Source organism: Stenotrophomonas sp. 220_Sma, assembly GCF_056487375.1.
Map to the genome: position 1 here is coordinate 4,557,467 of NZ_CM151348.1, position 16,616 is coordinate 4,574,082.

The 16,616-nt window shown below is 66.3% G+C and carries 12 protein-coding genes and 1 pseudogene; 7 read left to right on the top strand and 6 right to left on the bottom strand.

What is annotated here, in order from left to right; genetic code table 11:
- Position 1: 1 nt before the first annotated feature.
- From ACZLIB_RS21250 to ACZLIB_RS21260, 3 genes are all read left to right on the top strand, one after another.
- Positions 2–355 carry an SH3 domain-containing protein gene (locus ACZLIB_RS21250; protein WP_005411349.1) on the top strand — a complete coding sequence of 118 codons (354 nt, stop codon included), beginning with the start codon at positions 2–4 and terminating at the stop codon, positions 353–355.
- Positions 352–1,740, top strand: coding sequence for a dihydrolipoamide acetyltransferase family protein (locus ACZLIB_RS21255; RefSeq protein ID WP_478468647.1), 1,389 nt, complete (start codon positions 352–354; stop codon positions 1,738–1,740). Before ACZLIB_RS21250 ends, ACZLIB_RS21255 begins: the two co-directional genes overlap by 4 nt.
- Positions 1,741–1,906: 166 nt before the next feature.
- On the top strand, positions 1,907–2,947 hold the full coding sequence (locus ACZLIB_RS21260) for a hypothetical protein (protein WP_239496505.1): 1,041 nt from the start codon (positions 1,907–1,909) through the stop codon (positions 2,945–2,947).
- 36 nt (positions 2,948–2,983) lie between these two features.
- On the opposite strand, the gene ACZLIB_RS21265 is transcribed toward ACZLIB_RS21260, so the two are convergent.
- From ACZLIB_RS21265 to ACZLIB_RS21275, 3 genes are all read right to left on the bottom strand, one after another.
- Entirely contained in the window at positions 2,984–3,370 is a 387-nt protein-coding gene (locus ACZLIB_RS21265; protein WP_180846923.1) for a VOC family protein, read from the bottom strand.
- A gap of 364 nt (positions 3,371–3,734) precedes the next feature.
- Complete coding sequence (locus ACZLIB_RS21270; protein WP_423163358.1) at positions 3,735–4,442, bottom strand: helix-turn-helix transcriptional regulator; 708 nt, start codon at positions 4,440–4,442, stop codon at positions 3,735–3,737.
- Positions 4,442–5,077, bottom strand: coding sequence for a Rossmann-fold NAD(P)-binding domain-containing protein (locus tag ACZLIB_RS21275; protein WP_134951860.1), 636 nt, complete (start codon positions 5,075–5,077; stop codon positions 4,442–4,444). Before ACZLIB_RS21275 ends, ACZLIB_RS21270 begins: the two co-directional genes overlap by 1 nt.
- Before the next feature lie 105 nt (positions 5,078–5,182).
- Here ACZLIB_RS21275 and ACZLIB_RS21280 point away from each other — a divergent pair, with 105 nt between their 5' ends.
- On the top strand, positions 5,183–6,721 hold the full coding sequence (locus ACZLIB_RS21280; RefSeq protein WP_478468650.1) for a GGDEF domain-containing protein: 1,539 nt from the start codon (positions 5,183–5,185) through the stop codon (positions 6,719–6,721).
- A gap of 687 nt (positions 6,722–7,408) precedes the next feature.
- On the opposite strand, the gene ACZLIB_RS21285 is transcribed toward ACZLIB_RS21280, so the two are convergent.
- Positions 7,409–8,335, bottom strand: coding sequence for a DUF808 domain-containing protein (locus ACZLIB_RS21285; protein WP_478468652.1), 927 nt, complete (start codon positions 8,333–8,335; stop codon positions 7,409–7,411).
- 208 nt (positions 8,336–8,543) lie between these two features.
- Here ACZLIB_RS21285 and ACZLIB_RS21290 point away from each other — a divergent pair.
- Positions 8,544–10,190, top strand: a pseudogene (locus tag ACZLIB_RS21290) (ABC1 kinase family protein); the annotation flags it as partial.
- A 244-nt stretch (positions 10,191–10,434) separates the two neighbouring features.
- Complete coding sequence (locus ACZLIB_RS21295; RefSeq protein ID WP_478468653.1) at positions 10,435–12,540, top strand: phosphoglycerol transferase I; 2,106 nt, start codon at positions 10,435–10,437, stop codon at positions 12,538–12,540.
- A gap of 618 nt (positions 12,541–13,158) precedes the next feature.
- Here ACZLIB_RS21295 and ACZLIB_RS21300 read toward each other — a convergent pair.
- Complete coding sequence (locus ACZLIB_RS21300; RefSeq protein WP_478468654.1) at positions 13,159–15,588, bottom strand: DUF3772 domain-containing protein; 2,430 nt, start codon at positions 15,586–15,588, stop codon at positions 13,159–13,161.
- An 87-nt stretch (positions 15,589–15,675) separates the two neighbouring features.
- Entirely contained in the window at positions 15,676–15,924 is a 249-nt protein-coding gene (locus ACZLIB_RS21305; protein WP_049422925.1) for a hypothetical protein, read from the bottom strand.
- Positions 15,925–16,106: 182 nt separating this feature from the next.
- Between ACZLIB_RS21305 and ACZLIB_RS21310 the strand changes: the two genes are divergently transcribed.
- Complete coding sequence (locus ACZLIB_RS21310) at positions 16,107–16,601, top strand: lipocalin family protein (protein ID WP_478468655.1); 495 nt, start codon at positions 16,107–16,109, stop codon at positions 16,599–16,601.
- Positions 16,602–16,616 lie beyond the last annotated feature (15 nt).

Sequence of the window (16,616 nt, forward strand, 5' to 3'; positions counted from 1 at the left end):
CATGCGGGCCCGCCTTCTGGGGGCTTACCGCAGCCAGTATCCCAACCCGCTCCGGTTCCACACCGGCCAGATCGTCGAAGTAGGTGTCCGTGACGAGGAATGGCCGGCGTTTGCCTGGGTACGCACCAACGATGGGCGCGCTGGATGGGCGCCCATCGCCTGGTTGCAGCTGCTGGACGAGGGTCGCGCCGAAGCGCTGTGCGACTACGACGCCCGCGAGCTGGATGTGGAAAGCGGCGAGATGGTGAAGCTTCATCACGAACACGGCGGGTGGTGGTGGTCCGAGCGCGCCAATGGCGCGACGGGTTGGCTGCCGGCCCGCGAACTGGAACTGCTGGAAGAGAACTGCAAATGAGCCAGACCAAGAACTTCAACCTGCCCGACCTGGGCGAAGGCCTGCCGGACGCGACCATCGTCGAGTGGTTCGTCAAGGAAGGCGATGTGATCAAGCTGGACGAGCCGCTGGTCTCGATGGAGACCGCCAAGGCCGTCGTCGAAGTGCCGTCGCCGTTCTCCGGCAAGGTGCTGAAGCTGTCCGGCGCCGCTGGCGACATCATCCCGACCGGCTCGGTGCTGGCCAGCTTCGAGCTGGACCCGAACCTGCCGCAGCGCGCCGATGGCCAGGACACCGGCCACAGCCATGGCCACGCTGCACCGGCCGCGGCACCGACCCCGCCGCCGCTGCCGGCCGCCGCTGCACCGGTGGCCGCCGAAGCCGCCAAGCCCGCCGCCGCCGAGCGTGATGACGCAGGTACCGTGGTCGGTGCGATGCAGAGCTCCAATGCCGTGCACGCCGAACAGGCGCTGGCCGTCGGTGGCGTCAAGGCCGTGCCGGCCGTGCGTGCCACCGCGCGCAAGCTGGGCGTGGACCTGTCCCGCGTGCGCGCCACCGGCGCCGATGGTGCGGTGACCATGGCCGACGTCAAGCAGGCGGCTGCGGATGGCAGCGCCAAGATCGGTGCCGCTCCGGCCCCGGCCGCTGCTGCCGCCTATGCCGCGCCGGCCCCGGCGCAGGTGTCTGCCCCGGTGCAGAGCGAAGCCCGCACCCCGCTGTCTGCCGCCGGCAAGCCGATGCGCACCCAGCCGCCGGGCGTGGTCGCCAAGGGCCAGCCGGAACCGCTGAAGGGCGTGCGCCGCAACATGGCGCGCGTGATGGCCGATGCGCACAGCAAGGTCGTGCCGACCACGCTGAACGACGACGCCAACATCCACGCCTGGCTGCCGGGCAACGACGTCACCGCGCGCCTGGTGCGTTCGATCGTGGTCGCCGCGCAGAAGGTGCCGGCGATGAACGCCTGGTTCGACGGTGAAGCGCTGACCCGCACCCTGCACGCGCAGGTGGACATCGGCATTGCCGTGGACACCGACGACGGCCTGTTCGTGCCGGCGCTGCGCAATGCCGACATGCTCGATGCACGCGGCATCCGTGAAGGCGTCAACCGCCTGCGCGAGCAGGTGGAATCGCGTTCGATCGCCGCCTCGGAACTGAGCGGCTACACCATCTCGCTGTCCAACTTCGGCATGTTCGCCGGCCGCTACGCGACCCCGGTCGTGGTGCCGCCGTGCGTGGCCATCGTCGGTGCCGGCCGTGCCCGCCACCAGATGACCCCGGTGATGGGCGGCGTGGAAGCGCACAAGGTGATCCCGCTGTCGGTCACCTTCGACCACCGCGCGGCCACCGGTGGTGAAGCGGCCCGCTTCCTGCGCGCAATGATGGATGACCTGGCGCTGGCCAGCTGATCGGTAGGTGCCAACCTTGGTTGGCACATGAAGTGGAGAAACGCCGGGCACTGCCCGGCGTTTTTTTGTGCCTGCTCCGTCGCGCCCCATCTACGCATGGACGTGGATCTACTGGGCTCTCCGACGGTCGGGCGAGAGCGCAAGGGAGCATTTTGAGAATAGTTGCATGGATTCCCAAGAGCAGCTCGATAGCATTGAGCCTCTCTGCAGACGTCGAATTTCCATGTTCGAGACACCACCCACACTCGAAGAATTCCTGAAGGCGGGCGATGATTTTTTCCGCGCCTCCCCGTTCAGCACACTGCTGCCGAGGGATGAGGATCCATCGAGCACGAGTTGGGTTCTGGACATCATCTTCCTGCGTTGGCTCTCCCGAAATAGCGCGTTCCTTGACGCATCGATCGGATCTGCGGTGGCGGCCGCTCTTTCGCCGGAAGATGCCTTGGCATGCATCGAAGCTGCTTTCCAGGACGAAATCCCCGGCGCGGCGTTCGCCCCGGAACTGCTGGAGTTTACCGTTCGCTACTTCTGCAAACGCGCACCCTATTCCTCGGATTTCTTCTCCCTTTTTCCGCAAAGCGAAATGCCTTCACCGGACGCCATGTGGGACAAGCAGGAGCAGGTTTACGCGATTATCGATTCTCGTCTGCAGTCATGGCGCAATGGCGAGCCCATCGTCCGGGCGCTCATCGCCAGAACCGATCAACAAGGGGACGCCGAACCGGCTACGCCGCTGGACGCTGACGTCTGGATCTCAACGCTGGCAACGCTATCGGATGCTGCGGTCACCCACGAAGGCTGCTGTGCATACGCCGACCACTTCTACAGACCTCTGACAAAACCACCGTCATTGGAAGTCGTCCTGGCAGTCATGAGGGAGTTTCTTCGCGACCCACCACATGATGCGTCGATCATGACTGCAACGGACAACTTCCTGTCGGATATTCCGTTCTCCCGCTACATCAAAGCCTACTCCATCCTCGCACCTGAACTGCTGGACCGTTCTTCAGATGCCGCGCTCAATCTGTTTGATTATCCAGGTTGTGAACTGACGCCCCGTCAGATACGGCAGTTCATCAGGGAACTCAGGCGATGCAATCCCGGCCGCGATGTGGTCGCAGAGCTGGCCCAGCTGGCCATTGAGTGGGATTCGGAAGACGACGAGACATTTTCAATCGTCATCGAAGCAGCGCAGAAGCAAGGGTAGGTCCAGGAGCCGGCAAATGCCGGCTCCCTCTCTGAATCAATCGCGCGCGACCATGCCTTCGGCACGGCTGTACACACGCAGACGGTGGCCATCCGGGTCTGCCCCGACAAAAGTGTGGCCGAATTCCAGTGTCACCGGTGCCTGCAGAATCCGCACGCCGAGCCCGCGCCACGCATCGTACATCTGCTGCACGGCATCCGGGTTGGCGACCACCATCGCCAGTTCGGCGGCACCGGCCTGCGCAGACACGGGTGGCTGCACGTCATCGCGTTGCCACAGGCCCAGTGCGGCGCCATCGCCGAGCAGGAACAGGGCGAAACCGGGCGACTGCTCGACCGGTGGCTTGCCGAGAATCCCACTGTAGAAGGTGGCGCTGGTGGCGACGTCGCGCACGTACTGCAGCAGGGTGCTGGGCGTGAACATGGGGAAGCTCCGTTGTTGGGAGCGATCATGGTGGTACGGCCCTGCTGACAGATTCTGTCAGTAGCGTCGAGCGTGCTCGACTGCTGTTGCCCCCCCCTGGTAGATGTCGAGCTTGCTCGACTGCTGTTGCCTCTGCCCTGGTAGATGTCGAGCTTGCTCGACTGCTGTTGCCTCTGCCCTGGTAGATGTCGAGCTTGCTCGACTGCTGTTGCCGTTGCTCTGGTAGATGTCGAGCTTGCTCGACTGCTGTCCGCGAAGATCAAAGGCGGTCGAGCAAGCTCGACCTCTACCAGGAGCGAAGAGCGAAGGCCGCCGTCCCCAGGAGCCGGAAGCGATGCACGGAAGCAGTCGAGCAAGCTCGACCCTACGAACGGTCCAGCCAGTCCGGTGCGATGCCCTGTGCCTTCTGCCAGCGCCGCAGCAGGGTGGCGCGCGGCACGAGGTAGCGATCCTCCAGCACGCGCACCTGGCGGATGCGGTCCAGCCGGAAATGGCGGAAGTCCTCGCGTCCTTCGCACCACGCCGCCAGCATCGGCACTTCATCGAAGTAGCCCAGCGCGAACGGCCAGACGATGCGCTCGGTACGTTGGCCCTGTGCATCCTGGTAGCCGAACTTCAAGCGCTGCTGCGACCCCACAGCCTCACGCACGGCCTGCAGGCGTGCCGCCGGCACCTTGGCCGCAGCGCGCGAAGGGCCCACGCGCAGGCCACTGTCACGCAGCGCTTCGCGGCGCGCTGCAGGCAGCACATGCGCGATACGCGCCAAGGCATCGCGTGCGGCCTCGGCCAACGCGGGTTCGGTGCGGGCCGCAACCCAGCGCAGGCCCAGCACCAGTGCATCGATCTCTGCGGGTGGCAGGGTCATCGGCGGCAGGGTATCGCTAGGTGCCAGCTGGTAGCCGACCCCAGCCTCACCACGCAGGTCGGCGCCCTGCTCGCGCAGGGTCTCGATATCGCGGTACAGCGTTCGCAAGCTGATGCCCAGCGCTTCGGCCAGCACCTGCCCGGCCACCGGCCGTCGATGGCGGCGCAGCAGCTGTTGAAGCTGGGTCAGGCGCAGCGCGCGCGACATCAGCCGACCAGTGCGCTGGATGCCACCACGTGTTCACCCGGTTGTGGGGCCAGCGCGGCTTCGACCAGTGCCTTGGCGATCTCGCTGGCCGGATTGATCCGCCACGCCCGTGGCAGCAGCGGCCCCAATGCCCCCAACACCGTCAGCGCCAGGCGCTCGCCACGTCGCACCTCAGTGCGCTCGCCGCCGATCAGCCCGGGGCGGACCAGGGTCAACGAGTTGAACCCCAGCGCACGCAGGTCATGCTCCAGCTCGCCCTTCACCCGGCTGTAGAAGATCGACGACTGCGGGTTGGCGCCGGCTGCGGAATTCAGCACATAGGTCTGCGCACCCTGCGCCTGCGCCAGGCGGGCGAACGCCAGCGGGTAGTCATGGTCGATACGGTGGAAGGCCTCGCGGCTGCCGGCTTGGGCAATGGTGCTGCCGAGCGCGCAGATGACCGCGTCCACGCGCGTCCATTCGGCTGCGTCGGGCAGTGCATCGAAGGCCAGCACCGGATTCTCCAGCTTGGCGTGGGCCACAGTCAACGGGCGGCGGGTCGGCGCGATCACGGCGCTGCAGCGCGGGTCGTCCAGCAGCCTGGACAGGGTCAGCCCACCGACCAGCCCGGTCGCCCCCAGCAACATCACGCGCATCACCACCTCCACTGCGGCATCCTGTCGCCCATCCTAGCCGTTCAAGCCGTCGGCGGCCGCGCCGATATGCTGGAACCAGTCCCTGCCAGCCCCAGGATTTGCTCCATGACGGACCAGCCCGACCACCGCCCTGCCCCCGGTACCGCCCTTGGGCCGCCGGCACGCGTGCGCGCGGTGGTGGACGATGGGCTGGGCGACCGCGTGGTGCTGCAGGGTGGCGGTGGCGTGGCCCTGCAGCAGCTGTTCGCCGGGGCCGACGCACCGGAGCCGCTGCTGGCCGCGTTCGCCAATGGCATGGCCACCCTGCCCGGCGAACTGGGCGACATGGGCGACCGCCTGCAGTCGGCGCAGGCCAGCGCCGATTGGCCGCGCTATGGGCGCGCAATGCGGCAGCTGATCGACAAGTACATCCGCACCATCGAACAGCATTCGCCGGATGGGCAGCCGGAAAGCCTGCGCCTGTCCGAGCAGCTGCGCCTGCTGCTGGGCGGCGCGGTGGTGGCCCTGCTGCAGCACGATCCGGACCTGCGCGAGCAGGCGCAGACGCTGGCCATGCAGCTGCGCCAGTGGCAACCGGGCACGGCGCTGGAACCGATCGAACAGGGCGTGCGCGAACTCGGCCACCAGGTCGGCGTGCGTGCCGAGAGCTGGCAGGAGCAGCAGGCGCTGCTGCTGGAGCTGTTCGCACTGCTGCTGGAGAACGTGAGCGAGCTGCTGGATGACCGCAGCTGGCTGCAGGGCCAGATCGCCGCAGTACGCCAGCTGCTGGACGGACCGCTGGAAGCCGAAGCGGTGGAGCGTACCCGTGCCGAGCTGCGCGAAGTGATCTACAAGCAGGGGCTGCTGCGCCAGGGCATCGACGATTCGAAGGCGGCGATGCGCGGGCTGATGGGTGAGTTCATCGAGCGCATGGATGGCATGGCCACCAGCACCGGTGAGTACCACGACCGCATCGGCAGCTATGCACTGCAGCTGCGCGAGGCACGCAGCATCGCCGACCTCAACCAGCTGCTGCAGGACGTGATGCGCGATACCGGCAAGGTGCAGCAGCAGGCCGCGCAGGCGCGCGATCATCTGGCCAGCGCGCGGCAGGAAGTGGAACGTGCAGAGCAACGCATTGCCGAGCTGGAGCAGGAACTGCGCGCCGCCGGTGACCTGGCGCGCATCGATCCACTGACCCAGGCGCTGAACCGCCGTGGCCTGGACGAACTGCTGCAGCGCGAGCTGGCCCGCGCCGCGCGCAACAACTCGCCGCTGGGCGTGGCGGTAATCGACCTGGATGATTTCCACCAGACCAACGATGCGCACGGCCATGCCGGTGGCGATGCGCTGCTGCAGCACCTGGTAGCCGTGTGCAAGCTGCTGCTGCGCGCCACCGATGGCATCGCGCGGCTGGGTGGCGACGAGTTCGTGCTGGTGCTGCCGGAGACCCAGGGCGCCGACAGCATGGCCACCGTGCAACGCCTGCAGCGTTCACTGGCGCACCGCGTGTTGACCGTGCAGGACCGGCGCGTGCCGGTGCATTTCAGTGCCGGGCTGGCGCAATGGCAGCCCGGCGACGATACCGAGACCCTGCTGCGGCGCGCCGATGACGCGCTGTATGCCGCGAAGCGCCAGGGCAAGAACCGCGTACAGGCGGGGTAGTTCTCCGGTACACCGGAAACCGCTTTGGTAGGTGCCAACCTTGGTTGGCACACGCGGAAACAATGCGCCGACCGAGGTCGGCCTCTACCAGCGCAAAGAACATCGCTTCGGTAGGTGCCAACCTTGGTTGGCACACGCCGGAACAAAGCGCCGACCAAGGTCGGCCTCTACCAACGCAAGGGACAGCGCTTTGGTAGGTGCCAACCTTGGTTGGCACACGCCGGAACAAAGCGCCGACCAAGGTCGGCCTCTACCAACGCAAGGGACAGCGCTTTGGTAGGTGCCAACCTTGGTTGGCACACGCCGAAACAAAGCGCCGACCAAGGTCGGCCTCTACCAACGCAAGGGACAGCGCTTTGGTAGGTGCCAACCTTGGTTGGCTCACGCCGGAACAAAGCGCCGACCAAGGTCGGCCTCTACCAACGCGAAGGACATCGCTTCGATAGGTGCCAACCTTGGTTGGCACGCGCGGAAACAAAGCGCCGACCAAGGTCGGCCTCTACCAACGCCAAGGACATCGCTTCGGTAGGTGCCAACCTTGGTTGGCTCACGCCGGGGCAAAGCGCCGACCAAGGTCGGCCTCTACCAACGCCAAGGACAGCGCTTTGGTAGGTGCCAACCTTGGTTGGCACACGCGGAAACAATGCGCCGACCAAGGTCGGCCTCTACCGGGCAATGGGCCGCCGCCTACTTCCCGCGCAGCTTCTGGAACCCGGTCACCGCCGCCAGCACGATGGCACCGGCGATGATGCCCACCACCATGTTGGCCGCAGCACTGATCAGCCAGCCCCACTGCCCTTCGCCACCCAGTGCCTGCACCGCGTGGTGCAAGGCCGGCACGTTGTGCACCAGGATGCCGCCACCGACCAGGAACATGGCGATGGTGCCGGCCACCGACAGGAACTTCATCAGCCACGGCGCCGACGCCACCAGCCCGCGACCGAAGGCGGCGATGGCACCGCCCTTGCGCGACAGGTACAGCCCAACGTCATCGAGCTTGACGATGCCCGCCACCAGTCCGTAGACGAACACGGTCATGGCCAGCGCAACCACGCTCAGCGTCAGGATCTGGTTGGTGAACGATGCGGTGGCGACCACGCCCAGGGTCAGCACGATGATCTCGGCCGAGAGGATGAAGTCGGTGCGGATCGCGCCTTTTACCTTGTCCTTCTCCCACGCCACCATGTCCACCTGGGTATCGGCCAGCGCCTTGCGCCGCTCGGCCCGATGCTCGGCATCGTCGTCAGCCGAATGCAGGAAGCGATGCGCCAGCTTCTCCACGCCCTCGAAGCAGAGGAAGGCACCGCCGATCATCATCAATGGCACGATCAGCGGCACGTTCCAGCCACGGCTGTGCAGCCACGCCTCCAGTGCACTGATCGCCAGCGCCGCCGGTACCAGGATCACCTTGTTCACCAGCGAGCCCTTGGCCACCGCCCACACCACCGGCAGTTCACGGTTGGCGTTGACCCCGGTCACCTGCTGCGCGTTCAGCGCCAGGTCGTCGCCCAGCACGCCGGCGGTCTTCTTTGCCGCGACCTTGGTCAGGACCGAGACATCGTCGAGCAGGGTGGCGATATCGTCGAGCAGGGCGAACAGGCTGGCACCGGCCATGGGGCGTCCAAGAAAGGGAATGAGCGGATTCTGACCGATACCGGGGCAGCTGCGGAAGCGGTCGGATTCACCGCGTGCCTACCGCCCCCCGGCGACACTGCGTAATCCGGACATTGCCGGCCAGCGGCCGGCACTACCTGTATCCGTCGCATGGGAGTTCCGCTTGAGCAATCCGCCCACCGCCAATGGCAATCCCCCGCTGGTCAAGGGCATGAACCGGCGCAGCCAGATCCTGCGCCTGCTGATGCGCTACCGCCATTCGGGCGTGTTCTCGGGCATGAACCTGGACGCCGCCAGCAACCAGGCCGACGTCCCCGCCGATGGCAACCCGGAACAGTTCGTCAGCGACCTGGAAGCGCTGGGACCGACCTTCGTCAAACTAGGCCAGATGCTGTCCACCCGCCCGGACATGGTGCCGGTGGAGTTCGCCACCGCGCTGGAGCGCATGCAGGAAAAGGTGGCCGAGATTCCGGTCGAGCGCATCCATGCCATCGTCGAGCAGGAGCTGGGCGCGCCGGTGAACAAGCTGTTCGCCGCGTTCGATCCCGAGCCATTGGGCTGTGCCTCGATCGCGCAGGTGCATCGCGCGGTGCTGCACGATGGCCGCCAGGTGGCGGTGAAGGTGCAGAAACCCGAGGTCGCCGCGCAGCTGCGCTCGGACCTGGAGGCACTGCGCAGCTTCGCGCTGGCCGCCGACCACCTGACCCAGGTGGGCCGTCGCGTGCGCCTGCGCGACTGGCTCAACGAGTTCGCCAAGACCCTGATGCAGGAGCTGGACTACCACGCCGAGGCCGAGAACCTGGCCCGTTTCGGCCGGCACCTGAAGCCGTTCCGCCGCCTGTGGATTCCGCAGCCGCTGTGGGACTACAGCAGCCAGCGCGTACTGACCATGGAACTGGCCACCGGCGTGCGCGTGGATGCGATTCCCGATGTGCGCCGCACCGAGCAATCGATGGATCCTCTGGCGGCGGCTCTGATCCGCGGCTACCTGGACCAGATCTTCGTGCATGGCGAGATCCATGCCGACCCGCACCCGGGCAACCTGCGGGTGATGCCAGATGGACGGCTGGCGATCTTCGACCTGGGCATGGTCGCGCACATGCCGCCGCGCCTGCGCGAGCGGCTGCTGAAGATCCTGTTCGCCGCGGTCGATGGCCGTGGCGAGGAAGTAGCCGACGATCTGATCAGCATCAGCACGCGGCTGGAGGCCTTCGATGAAGAGCGTTACCTGCGCGAGACCGGACAGCTGATCGCGCGCTACGCCGCCAGCGGTAGCTTCTCCGAAGGCCGCGTGGTGCTGGACATGGTGCGCATCGCCACCGCCTGCGGCCTGCGCACGCCGCCGGAACTGAGCCTGCTGGGCAAGGCGCTGCTCAATCTGGAAACCGTGTGCCGGCTGCTGGCACCCGAGCTGGAAACCCGCCGCATCGTTGAGCGCCAGCTGCAGCACGTGATGCGTGCGCGCCTGAAGAAATCGCTGTCTGCCGCCAACCTCGCCAGCGAGGCGATGGAGCTGCAGCAGCTGCTGCGCGATGGGCCGCGCAAGCTGTCGGACATCATGGCGCTGCTGGCCGAGAACCGCCTGCAGATGAAGGTGACCGGCCTGGAAGAATCGCGGTTGATGGAGAACCTGCAGAAGATCGCCAACCGCGTGGCTGCCGGCATCATCAGTGCCGCATTGATCATGGCTGCGGCGATGATGATGAAGATCGACACCGGCTGGCACCTGTTCGGCTACCCGCTCATTGCGCTGATTCTGCTGTTCATCGGCGTGGTGCTCGGCCTTGGCATCGTGACCAGTGCATTGCTGTTCGACCGTCGTGCGCGGGCACGCGAAGAACGCGGGCATCGCTAGCGCATCAGCGAAAACCGCCGTATTCATGCGGTTTTTAATGCAATCCAACGAAGCCCTTCACGCTCGTTTTACCTTCTGAGCGCGATTGCGCGCGTGCTATTTCAACAAACATTTCAGTCAGGTTCGTGCATGCACTATCGGGTCATCGGCCTGTCATGTGCATGTGCTTGTGGCAGCGTCGGTCGGATGGACACGCGTCGGTACGACGTCCATCACCACCACCCCGTCACTGCCGAAGCTGCCTATGCTCTGGATACTGCTGCTGTCGTTGTTGCTGCTGTGCTGGTTGTTCCTCGCGTCCGACAAGTGGGTGTGGTGGAAGGCTGGTGCGTTCTCGCTGCTGCTGCTCATGCTCAGCGCGTGGTGGCTGATCGACAAGCTGTCCGGTGATGGGCTCAATGCCGCCACCCTGTACCACCTCGGCGCCGACATGGAAGGCGCCGGTGTCTCCGACTTCAAGGGCTATATCGCCGGCTTCATCGTGCTGGCGCTGGTCTCGCTGCTGCCGCTGTTCGCCACGCGGGTGAAGCGCTGGCGCCGGCCCGGCCACGGTGGCGCGTTGTTCGCCGGTTTCGCGGCCGTGTGGGTGGCCACGATCATGATCAGCCCGCTGGCCCGCGACGGCCAGCGCCTGTACCAGCAGCTGCGGCCGGTCGACTTCGCCCGCATCGCACCCGAATACCAGGTGCCGACGCAGCCGCTGCAGCGCCCGCGCAACATCGTCTGGATCTATGGCGAAAGCCTGGAACGCACCTATCTGGACGAGAACGTGTTCCCGGGCCTGATGCCCAATCTCAACCGTCTGGCCACGAAGTCACTGGACGTGCGCAACCTGGCCTCGGCCGAGGGCAGCGGCTGGACCATCGCCGGCCTGGTGTCGTCGATGTGCGGCGTGCCGCTGACCACCTCGCAGGGCGATGAGAACAGCATGGACCGCATGGGTAGCTTCCTGCCCAAGGCCGTGTGCCTGGGCGATTACCTGAAGCAGCAGGGCTACACCAACCATTACCTGGGTGGCGCCAACGGCCAGTTCGCCGGCAAGGGCCAGTTCCTGGCCAGCCACGGCTTCGACGAAGTGCACGACCTGGCGTGGTTCAAGCAGCAGAAGAAGATCGGTCGCATCCACTACTCGGCCTGGGGCGTGCACGACGACGTGCTGCTGGACACCGCCTACCAGCGCTTTGAACAGCTCTCGCGCGCCGGTTCGCCGTTCATGCTGACCACGCTGACCATGGATACCCACCATCCGGCGGGCCACCTGCCGGTGTCGTGCAAGGGCGAGCGCTACCAGAGCCAGTACGGCAACATCAACATGCTCAACGCGCTCAAGTGCAGCGACCGGCTGATCTCGCAGCTGGTGCAGCGCATCCAGGCCAGCCCGTACGGCAAGGACACGCTGATCGTGATCGCCTCCGACCACCTGGCGATGCCCAACGATCTGACCCATATCCTGACCCGGCAGAAGCGCGAGAACCTGCTGCTGTTCCTGGGCGATGGCATTGCCCCGCAGCAGCTCAGCGCCGATGCCGGCACCACCCTGGATTCGGGTGCGACCCTGCTCAGCCTGCTGGACCCGAACCTGAAGACGATGGGCTTCGGCCGTTCACTGATCGATACCCAGCGCGCGCCCAGCGCCAGCGTGGCCACCCAGCGCGATGGCGGCCGCGATTACCCGCAATACCTCGCCTTCGCCCGTTCGCTGTGGCTGGGCGAACCGACCCGCGAGCTGAAGATCGACGGCGATGACCAGGTGGTGGTCGGCCTGCAGCACGTGCAGCCGCCGGTGCTGCTGGAGTACGACAAGGACTGGGGGTTGAAGTCGGTGTACCTGGAGAACACCTCGCGCCAGTTCGACGATGCCAACCCGGACAACACCCTGGCCTACGTCGACCGGTGCACCGCGTTCGAGGACGGCTCGGCCGACGGTGACTGGTGCGCCCTGCTGGTCAACCGCGACAACGGCATCAAGCTGTACCGCGACAACGACCTGCGTGGCGGCATCGCGGTGGATGCACCGCTGGACGCGTTCCAAGGCCCGCGCCCGAGCGTGCGCCAGGCGCACATGATCACCCAGAAGGGTCGTCGTACCCGTGCCGGCCAGTACATGCTGCAGCTGGTGGCAAGCACGCGCCCGGATCGCGGCTTCTGGATCGAGGCGGTGTCCTCGCAGCGCAAGGTGGTACTGGCGCAGCAGTGGGTGCAGCCCGATGCCAACGGCAAGATCAACGTGTCGTTCGGGCTGGACCACGAAGTGGATGATCTGGAGATCCGCGCGTGGTTGAACCATGCGGAGAAGCTGGCGGTGGATACGTTCGCACTGGTGCCCTCGCGCAGCCGACCACGAGGATAGGGTTCTTTGCAGGGCTGCGCCCTGCACCCGCGGTAGTGCCGGCCGCTGGCCGGCAACCTCAGAAGCAACAGCAACAGCGTGCATTCCGTGGTTTGGCGGGGCGGTGCCGGAGTGCGGGGACGCCGCAAGTACGTCCCTGTAGGCTTGGCAGCCGCATCCATGCGGCTGACACCCCGCACTCCGCCACCGCCCCACCTTTGACAGATTCCTGTGGCTGTCGGTAGGTGTCGACCTTGGTCGACACTTCTGTCAGATATCGAAATCAATCTTGGTTCAGATCCGTTTTCCTCCGGAAAACGGATCTGACCCAAGAGCATTTCCAACAGATCGCGGAAATCTGTCCAAGGCGGGGTGGGTCCGGTTGCGGGGGCGTGAGCCGCATGGATGCGGCGACCGAGCTTACATGGGTGAGGGCGCTTTGCTTGCGAAGCACTGCTTCGCAAGCGCCCGAACGCACAGCCGCCAGCGGCTGGGCCGGGCCCCGGAAGGGGGACTTGCAGCGCCCCCCGCAACCGGACCCACCCCGCCGTCCCACAGGAAACCAGCTTTTGCTTTTGCCGTTGCCGTTGCCTTTGCTCCGGCTTGTAGCGGGTGCAGGGCGCAGCCCTGCAAAACCCCCTACTCCTGCGGATCGCGGGTGATGTGGATGTCGGTCGGGGTCGACAGCGGAATGTTCCGCTCCGCCAGGATCTGCAGCAGGCTGAAGTACAGATCGCTGCGGGTGGCATACACCTGCCGCGGGCTGGCCACGTACGCGAAGCTGTTGATGGTGATCTGGCCACCGGCAATGCTGTCGATGTAGACCGTCGGCGCCGGCTGCTTCAGCACGTTGGTGTGCGCGGTGTACGCATCCAGCAACGCCTGCCGCAGGTTGCCGACATCGGTGCTGGGCGGCACCGCGAACTGGATCTGGATGCGACCCTGGTTGTTGCCCATCGTCATGTTGCGCACGGTCTTGGTGACCAACTCGGAGTTGGGCACGATCAACGTCGACTTGTCGCCCACCTGGATCTCGGTCGAACGCAGGCTGATGCGGCGGATGTCGCCCTCCTGGTCGCCCAGCTTCACCCAGTCGCCGATCTTCACCGGACGCTCGGCCAGCAGGATCAGGCCGGAGACGAAGTTCTGTGTGATCACCTGCAAGCCGAAACCAATACCCACTGACAACGCACTGACGAGCAGCGCCAGCTTGGTCAGCTCCAGCCCCATCGCCGTCAACGCCCAGATCACGGCGAGGATGATGCCGACGTAGCGGGCGACGGTACTGACCGAGTTGCGCGCCCCCAGGTCCAGTTCGGTCTTGGGCAGGTAGGTATCGGTCAGCCAGCGCTGCACCAGCTGGGTGATCGCCAGGCCGGCCAGCAGCACCACAACCGCCAGCACAATCTGCATCGGCTTCAGGGTGGTTCCACCCAACGGAATGCCCGTGGTGAGCAGCGAAGAGAAGCGTTCCACCACCGCGCCGATGTTGCCAAACGGTGCCACCAGCGCCAGCAATGTGATCAGCACGACGATGGTGCGCAGGGCTGCAGAGAGCAGCACGCCGGCCTGCTCCAGCCGCGACACGCTCAGGCCGGTACTGAGCAGGATGGTCTGACCCACCTTGCTGTCGGCGTTGAGCATCCACGTGCTCAAGTCATCGACGAATTTGAACAGCAGGGTCGCCGCCAGCACCACGATGCTGCCGCCGATCAGCTGCTGGTTCACAAACTTGGCGAAGTTCAGATACCCCAGCAGGGTGGCGATGATGGCCGCTACTACCGCGACGTTGCCCGCCACGCGTGCCAACACCAGCCAGCTGCTGCGGCGCACCGGAGTGGCCGCGCCCACGCCATCGGCCTGCGCCTCCAGCTTGGCCTCGGCCTCGGCGGTCTGCCGGCGATGCAGGCGCGCCAGGGTCACCAGCATGGCCATGATCAGGCCCAGGTAAGTCAGCGCAATCAGGCCATCCAGCGCCACCGTGGTGACGTCGCTGGTACGCGTGGCCTGATCGAGGGCGACCAGCACCGTGCTCAGCCAGGCCAGCGCCGCCGCGCCCCACGCGTACTTGCGCAGCTTGAGCGCGGCGGTGTCATCCAGATTCAGCAACCGCCACGACGGCCGCTTGGGAACCAGCATGCAGGCGCTGAGTGCCGCAATGAACGCAGCGCGGAACGTTGCGGTCTCCAGCCCGTCGGCCACCACCTGCAGGCGCGGCGCAATCGCATTGATGGCATCCAGCGCCGCCATCAGCACCACCACGGCATAGCCGGGCAGCAGCGTGCCCACCAGCAGCAGCCACATGGCCAGGCCGGAGCGCCGCAGGCGGCCATCGGGCGCACGCTCGGACGCGGCAAAGCGGCGACCCAGCTGGCGCAGCCACAACCGCAGCGGGAACATCATCACCAGCGCGGCCACCAGGCCCAGCAACGGCGTGCCCCAGCCATTGGCCCGGATGCCGGCGACGAAGGTATCGCGCCCCTGCTCGGCCAACGGCGCGACGCGTGCGATATCGATCGGCAGGCGTTCGGCAACCTTGCTCCACAGTGCCGGCGACAACGGCGAGGCGACCTTCTTCCCCATGTCTTCGGCGCGTTGCGCAGTGCGCTGCTGGTCGATGTCGGCTGCCAGCTGCTGGGCACGCACGGCACTGGTCTTGGCCTGCGCTACCGACGCGGCCAGGCCGTCGCGCTGCTTGTTGATGGTGCGCCGTTGTGCCGCCAGTTCGGGCGGCTCGGTGGTGCCCTCGGCAGGTGTGCCCAGCTGCGCCAGTTGTTCGTCGAGGCGGACGAGCTGTGGCTGCAGCTCCTTTTCCAGCGCCTCAGCATCCCGCCGCGCCTGCGAGGCATTCTCGGACAGCATCGCCAGCGTCTCGATGGCGGCCGCATCACCACGCTTGCGGTCGACCTCCTTCAGCTTTGCATCGATACCTGCCAGCTGCTGCTTCGGCGTGGGCTCATCATCCTGCGCCAGCACCGGCGCGGACAGCAGGAAGGCGCTGCACAGCAGCAGGGCCAGCCAAGGGCCCCGTGCACGGATCGATCGCAGGAAAGAAGACAAGCCAGCCACACCGGTTCGCGCGGACCACCGCGCCTGCGCGCGACTATACGGCAGAGGCGGTCAAGGGCGGATGGGCGGCCCTGGCAACGTCGAGCATCAGTACTTCAGCCGCAGCTCTTCCACGGCCGGCTGCTGCAGCGCGTACCAGTCCTGGAACTCTTCCTCGGTAATCTCATCGGGCGCATACACCGCCACCGGGTGCCAGTCGTGGTCGGTCGGCAGCGGCTGGCGCGGGCCGGCACGCAAGCTGTAGGCCACGCCTTCGTAGTCGACCAGGTCATCGACCTGAGGCCACTGTTCGCGTGCGAACGCGGATTCACTCTTCAACAGGATCACCTGGTACATCGGCACCTCCACCTCGGTTGGATCAGGAAAACACGGCGCTGGCAGCAGGATACCGCCACGCCGGTGACAACGGGCGCTCCGCCGGGGCGACGGAACGTTCTGGACACGGCCATCGCCCCGGCTTCACCCGCCCATGGCAAGGCCATCGGCATCGTGGAGGCCCACCCCTGCCACGACTGCCGATGACCGAGCACCCGCCGCTGAAAACCGTCGCCGACCTCAAGCTGCCCCGCTACCTGGGCACCTGGTACGAGATCGCACGCCTGCCGATGCGCCATGAACCGGAAGGCTGCACCGACGTGTCGGCGCACTACACCCTGCTCGACAACGGCAACGTCGGCGTCACCAACCGCTGCCGTATGGACGGCGAGGTCGAGGAAGCCACCGGCGAGGCCTGCGCCGTCGACAACGACAGCGCGCGCCTGGAGGTGAGCTTCCTGCCCAGGGGCCTGCGCTGGCTGCCGTTCGCCAAGGGCGACTACTGGGTGATCCAGGTCGCGCCGGACTACAGCGTGGCACTGGTCGGCAGCCCCGATCGCAAGTACCTGTGGCTGCTGGCCCGCGAGCCGCGCCTGGACGCGACCGTGCAGGACCATTATCTGGCGGCCGCCCGCCTGCAGGGCTTCGATCTGTCCGAACTGATCCAGCCCCCGCATACCGGCCAGCCCACGGCCTGATCTACGGGCAATGGT

Excerpts from the sequence above, each read along its gene's own strand:
- ACZLIB_RS21250 (WP_005411349.1), top strand. The coding sequence starts at position 2 with ATGCGGGCCCGCCTTCTGGGGGCTTACCGCAGCCAGTATCCCAACCCG.
- ACZLIB_RS21255 (WP_478468647.1), top strand. The coding sequence starts at position 352 with ATGAGCCAGACCAAGAACTTCAACCTGCCCGACCTGGGCGAAGGCCTG.
- ACZLIB_RS21260 (WP_239496505.1), top strand. The coding sequence starts at position 1,907 with ATGGATTCCCAAGAGCAGCTCGATAGCATTGAGCCTCTCTGCAGACGT.
- ACZLIB_RS21265 (WP_180846923.1), bottom strand. The coding sequence starts at position 3,370 with ATGTTCACGCCCAGCACCCTGCTGCAGTACGTGCGCGACGTCGCCACC.
- ACZLIB_RS21270 (WP_423163358.1), bottom strand. The coding sequence starts at position 4,442 with ATGTCGCGCGCGCTGCGCCTGACCCAGCTTCAACAGCTGCTGCGCCGC.
- ACZLIB_RS21275 (WP_134951860.1), bottom strand. The coding sequence starts at position 5,077 with ATGCGCGTGATGTTGCTGGGGGCGACCGGGCTGGTCGGTGGGCTGACC.
- ACZLIB_RS21280 (WP_478468650.1), top strand. The coding sequence starts at position 5,183 with ATGACGGACCAGCCCGACCACCGCCCTGCCCCCGGTACCGCCCTTGGG.
- ACZLIB_RS21285 (WP_478468652.1), bottom strand. The coding sequence starts at position 8,335 with ATGGCCGGTGCCAGCCTGTTCGCCCTGCTCGACGATATCGCCACCCTG.
- ACZLIB_RS21295 (WP_478468653.1), top strand. The coding sequence starts at position 10,435 with ATGCTCTGGATACTGCTGCTGTCGTTGTTGCTGCTGTGCTGGTTGTTC.
- ACZLIB_RS21305 (WP_049422925.1), bottom strand. The coding sequence starts at position 15,924 with ATGTACCAGGTGATCCTGTTGAAGAGTGAATCCGCGTTCGCACGCGAA.
- ACZLIB_RS21310 (WP_478468655.1), top strand. The coding sequence starts at position 16,107 with ATGACCGAGCACCCGCCGCTGAAAACCGTCGCCGACCTCAAGCTGCCC.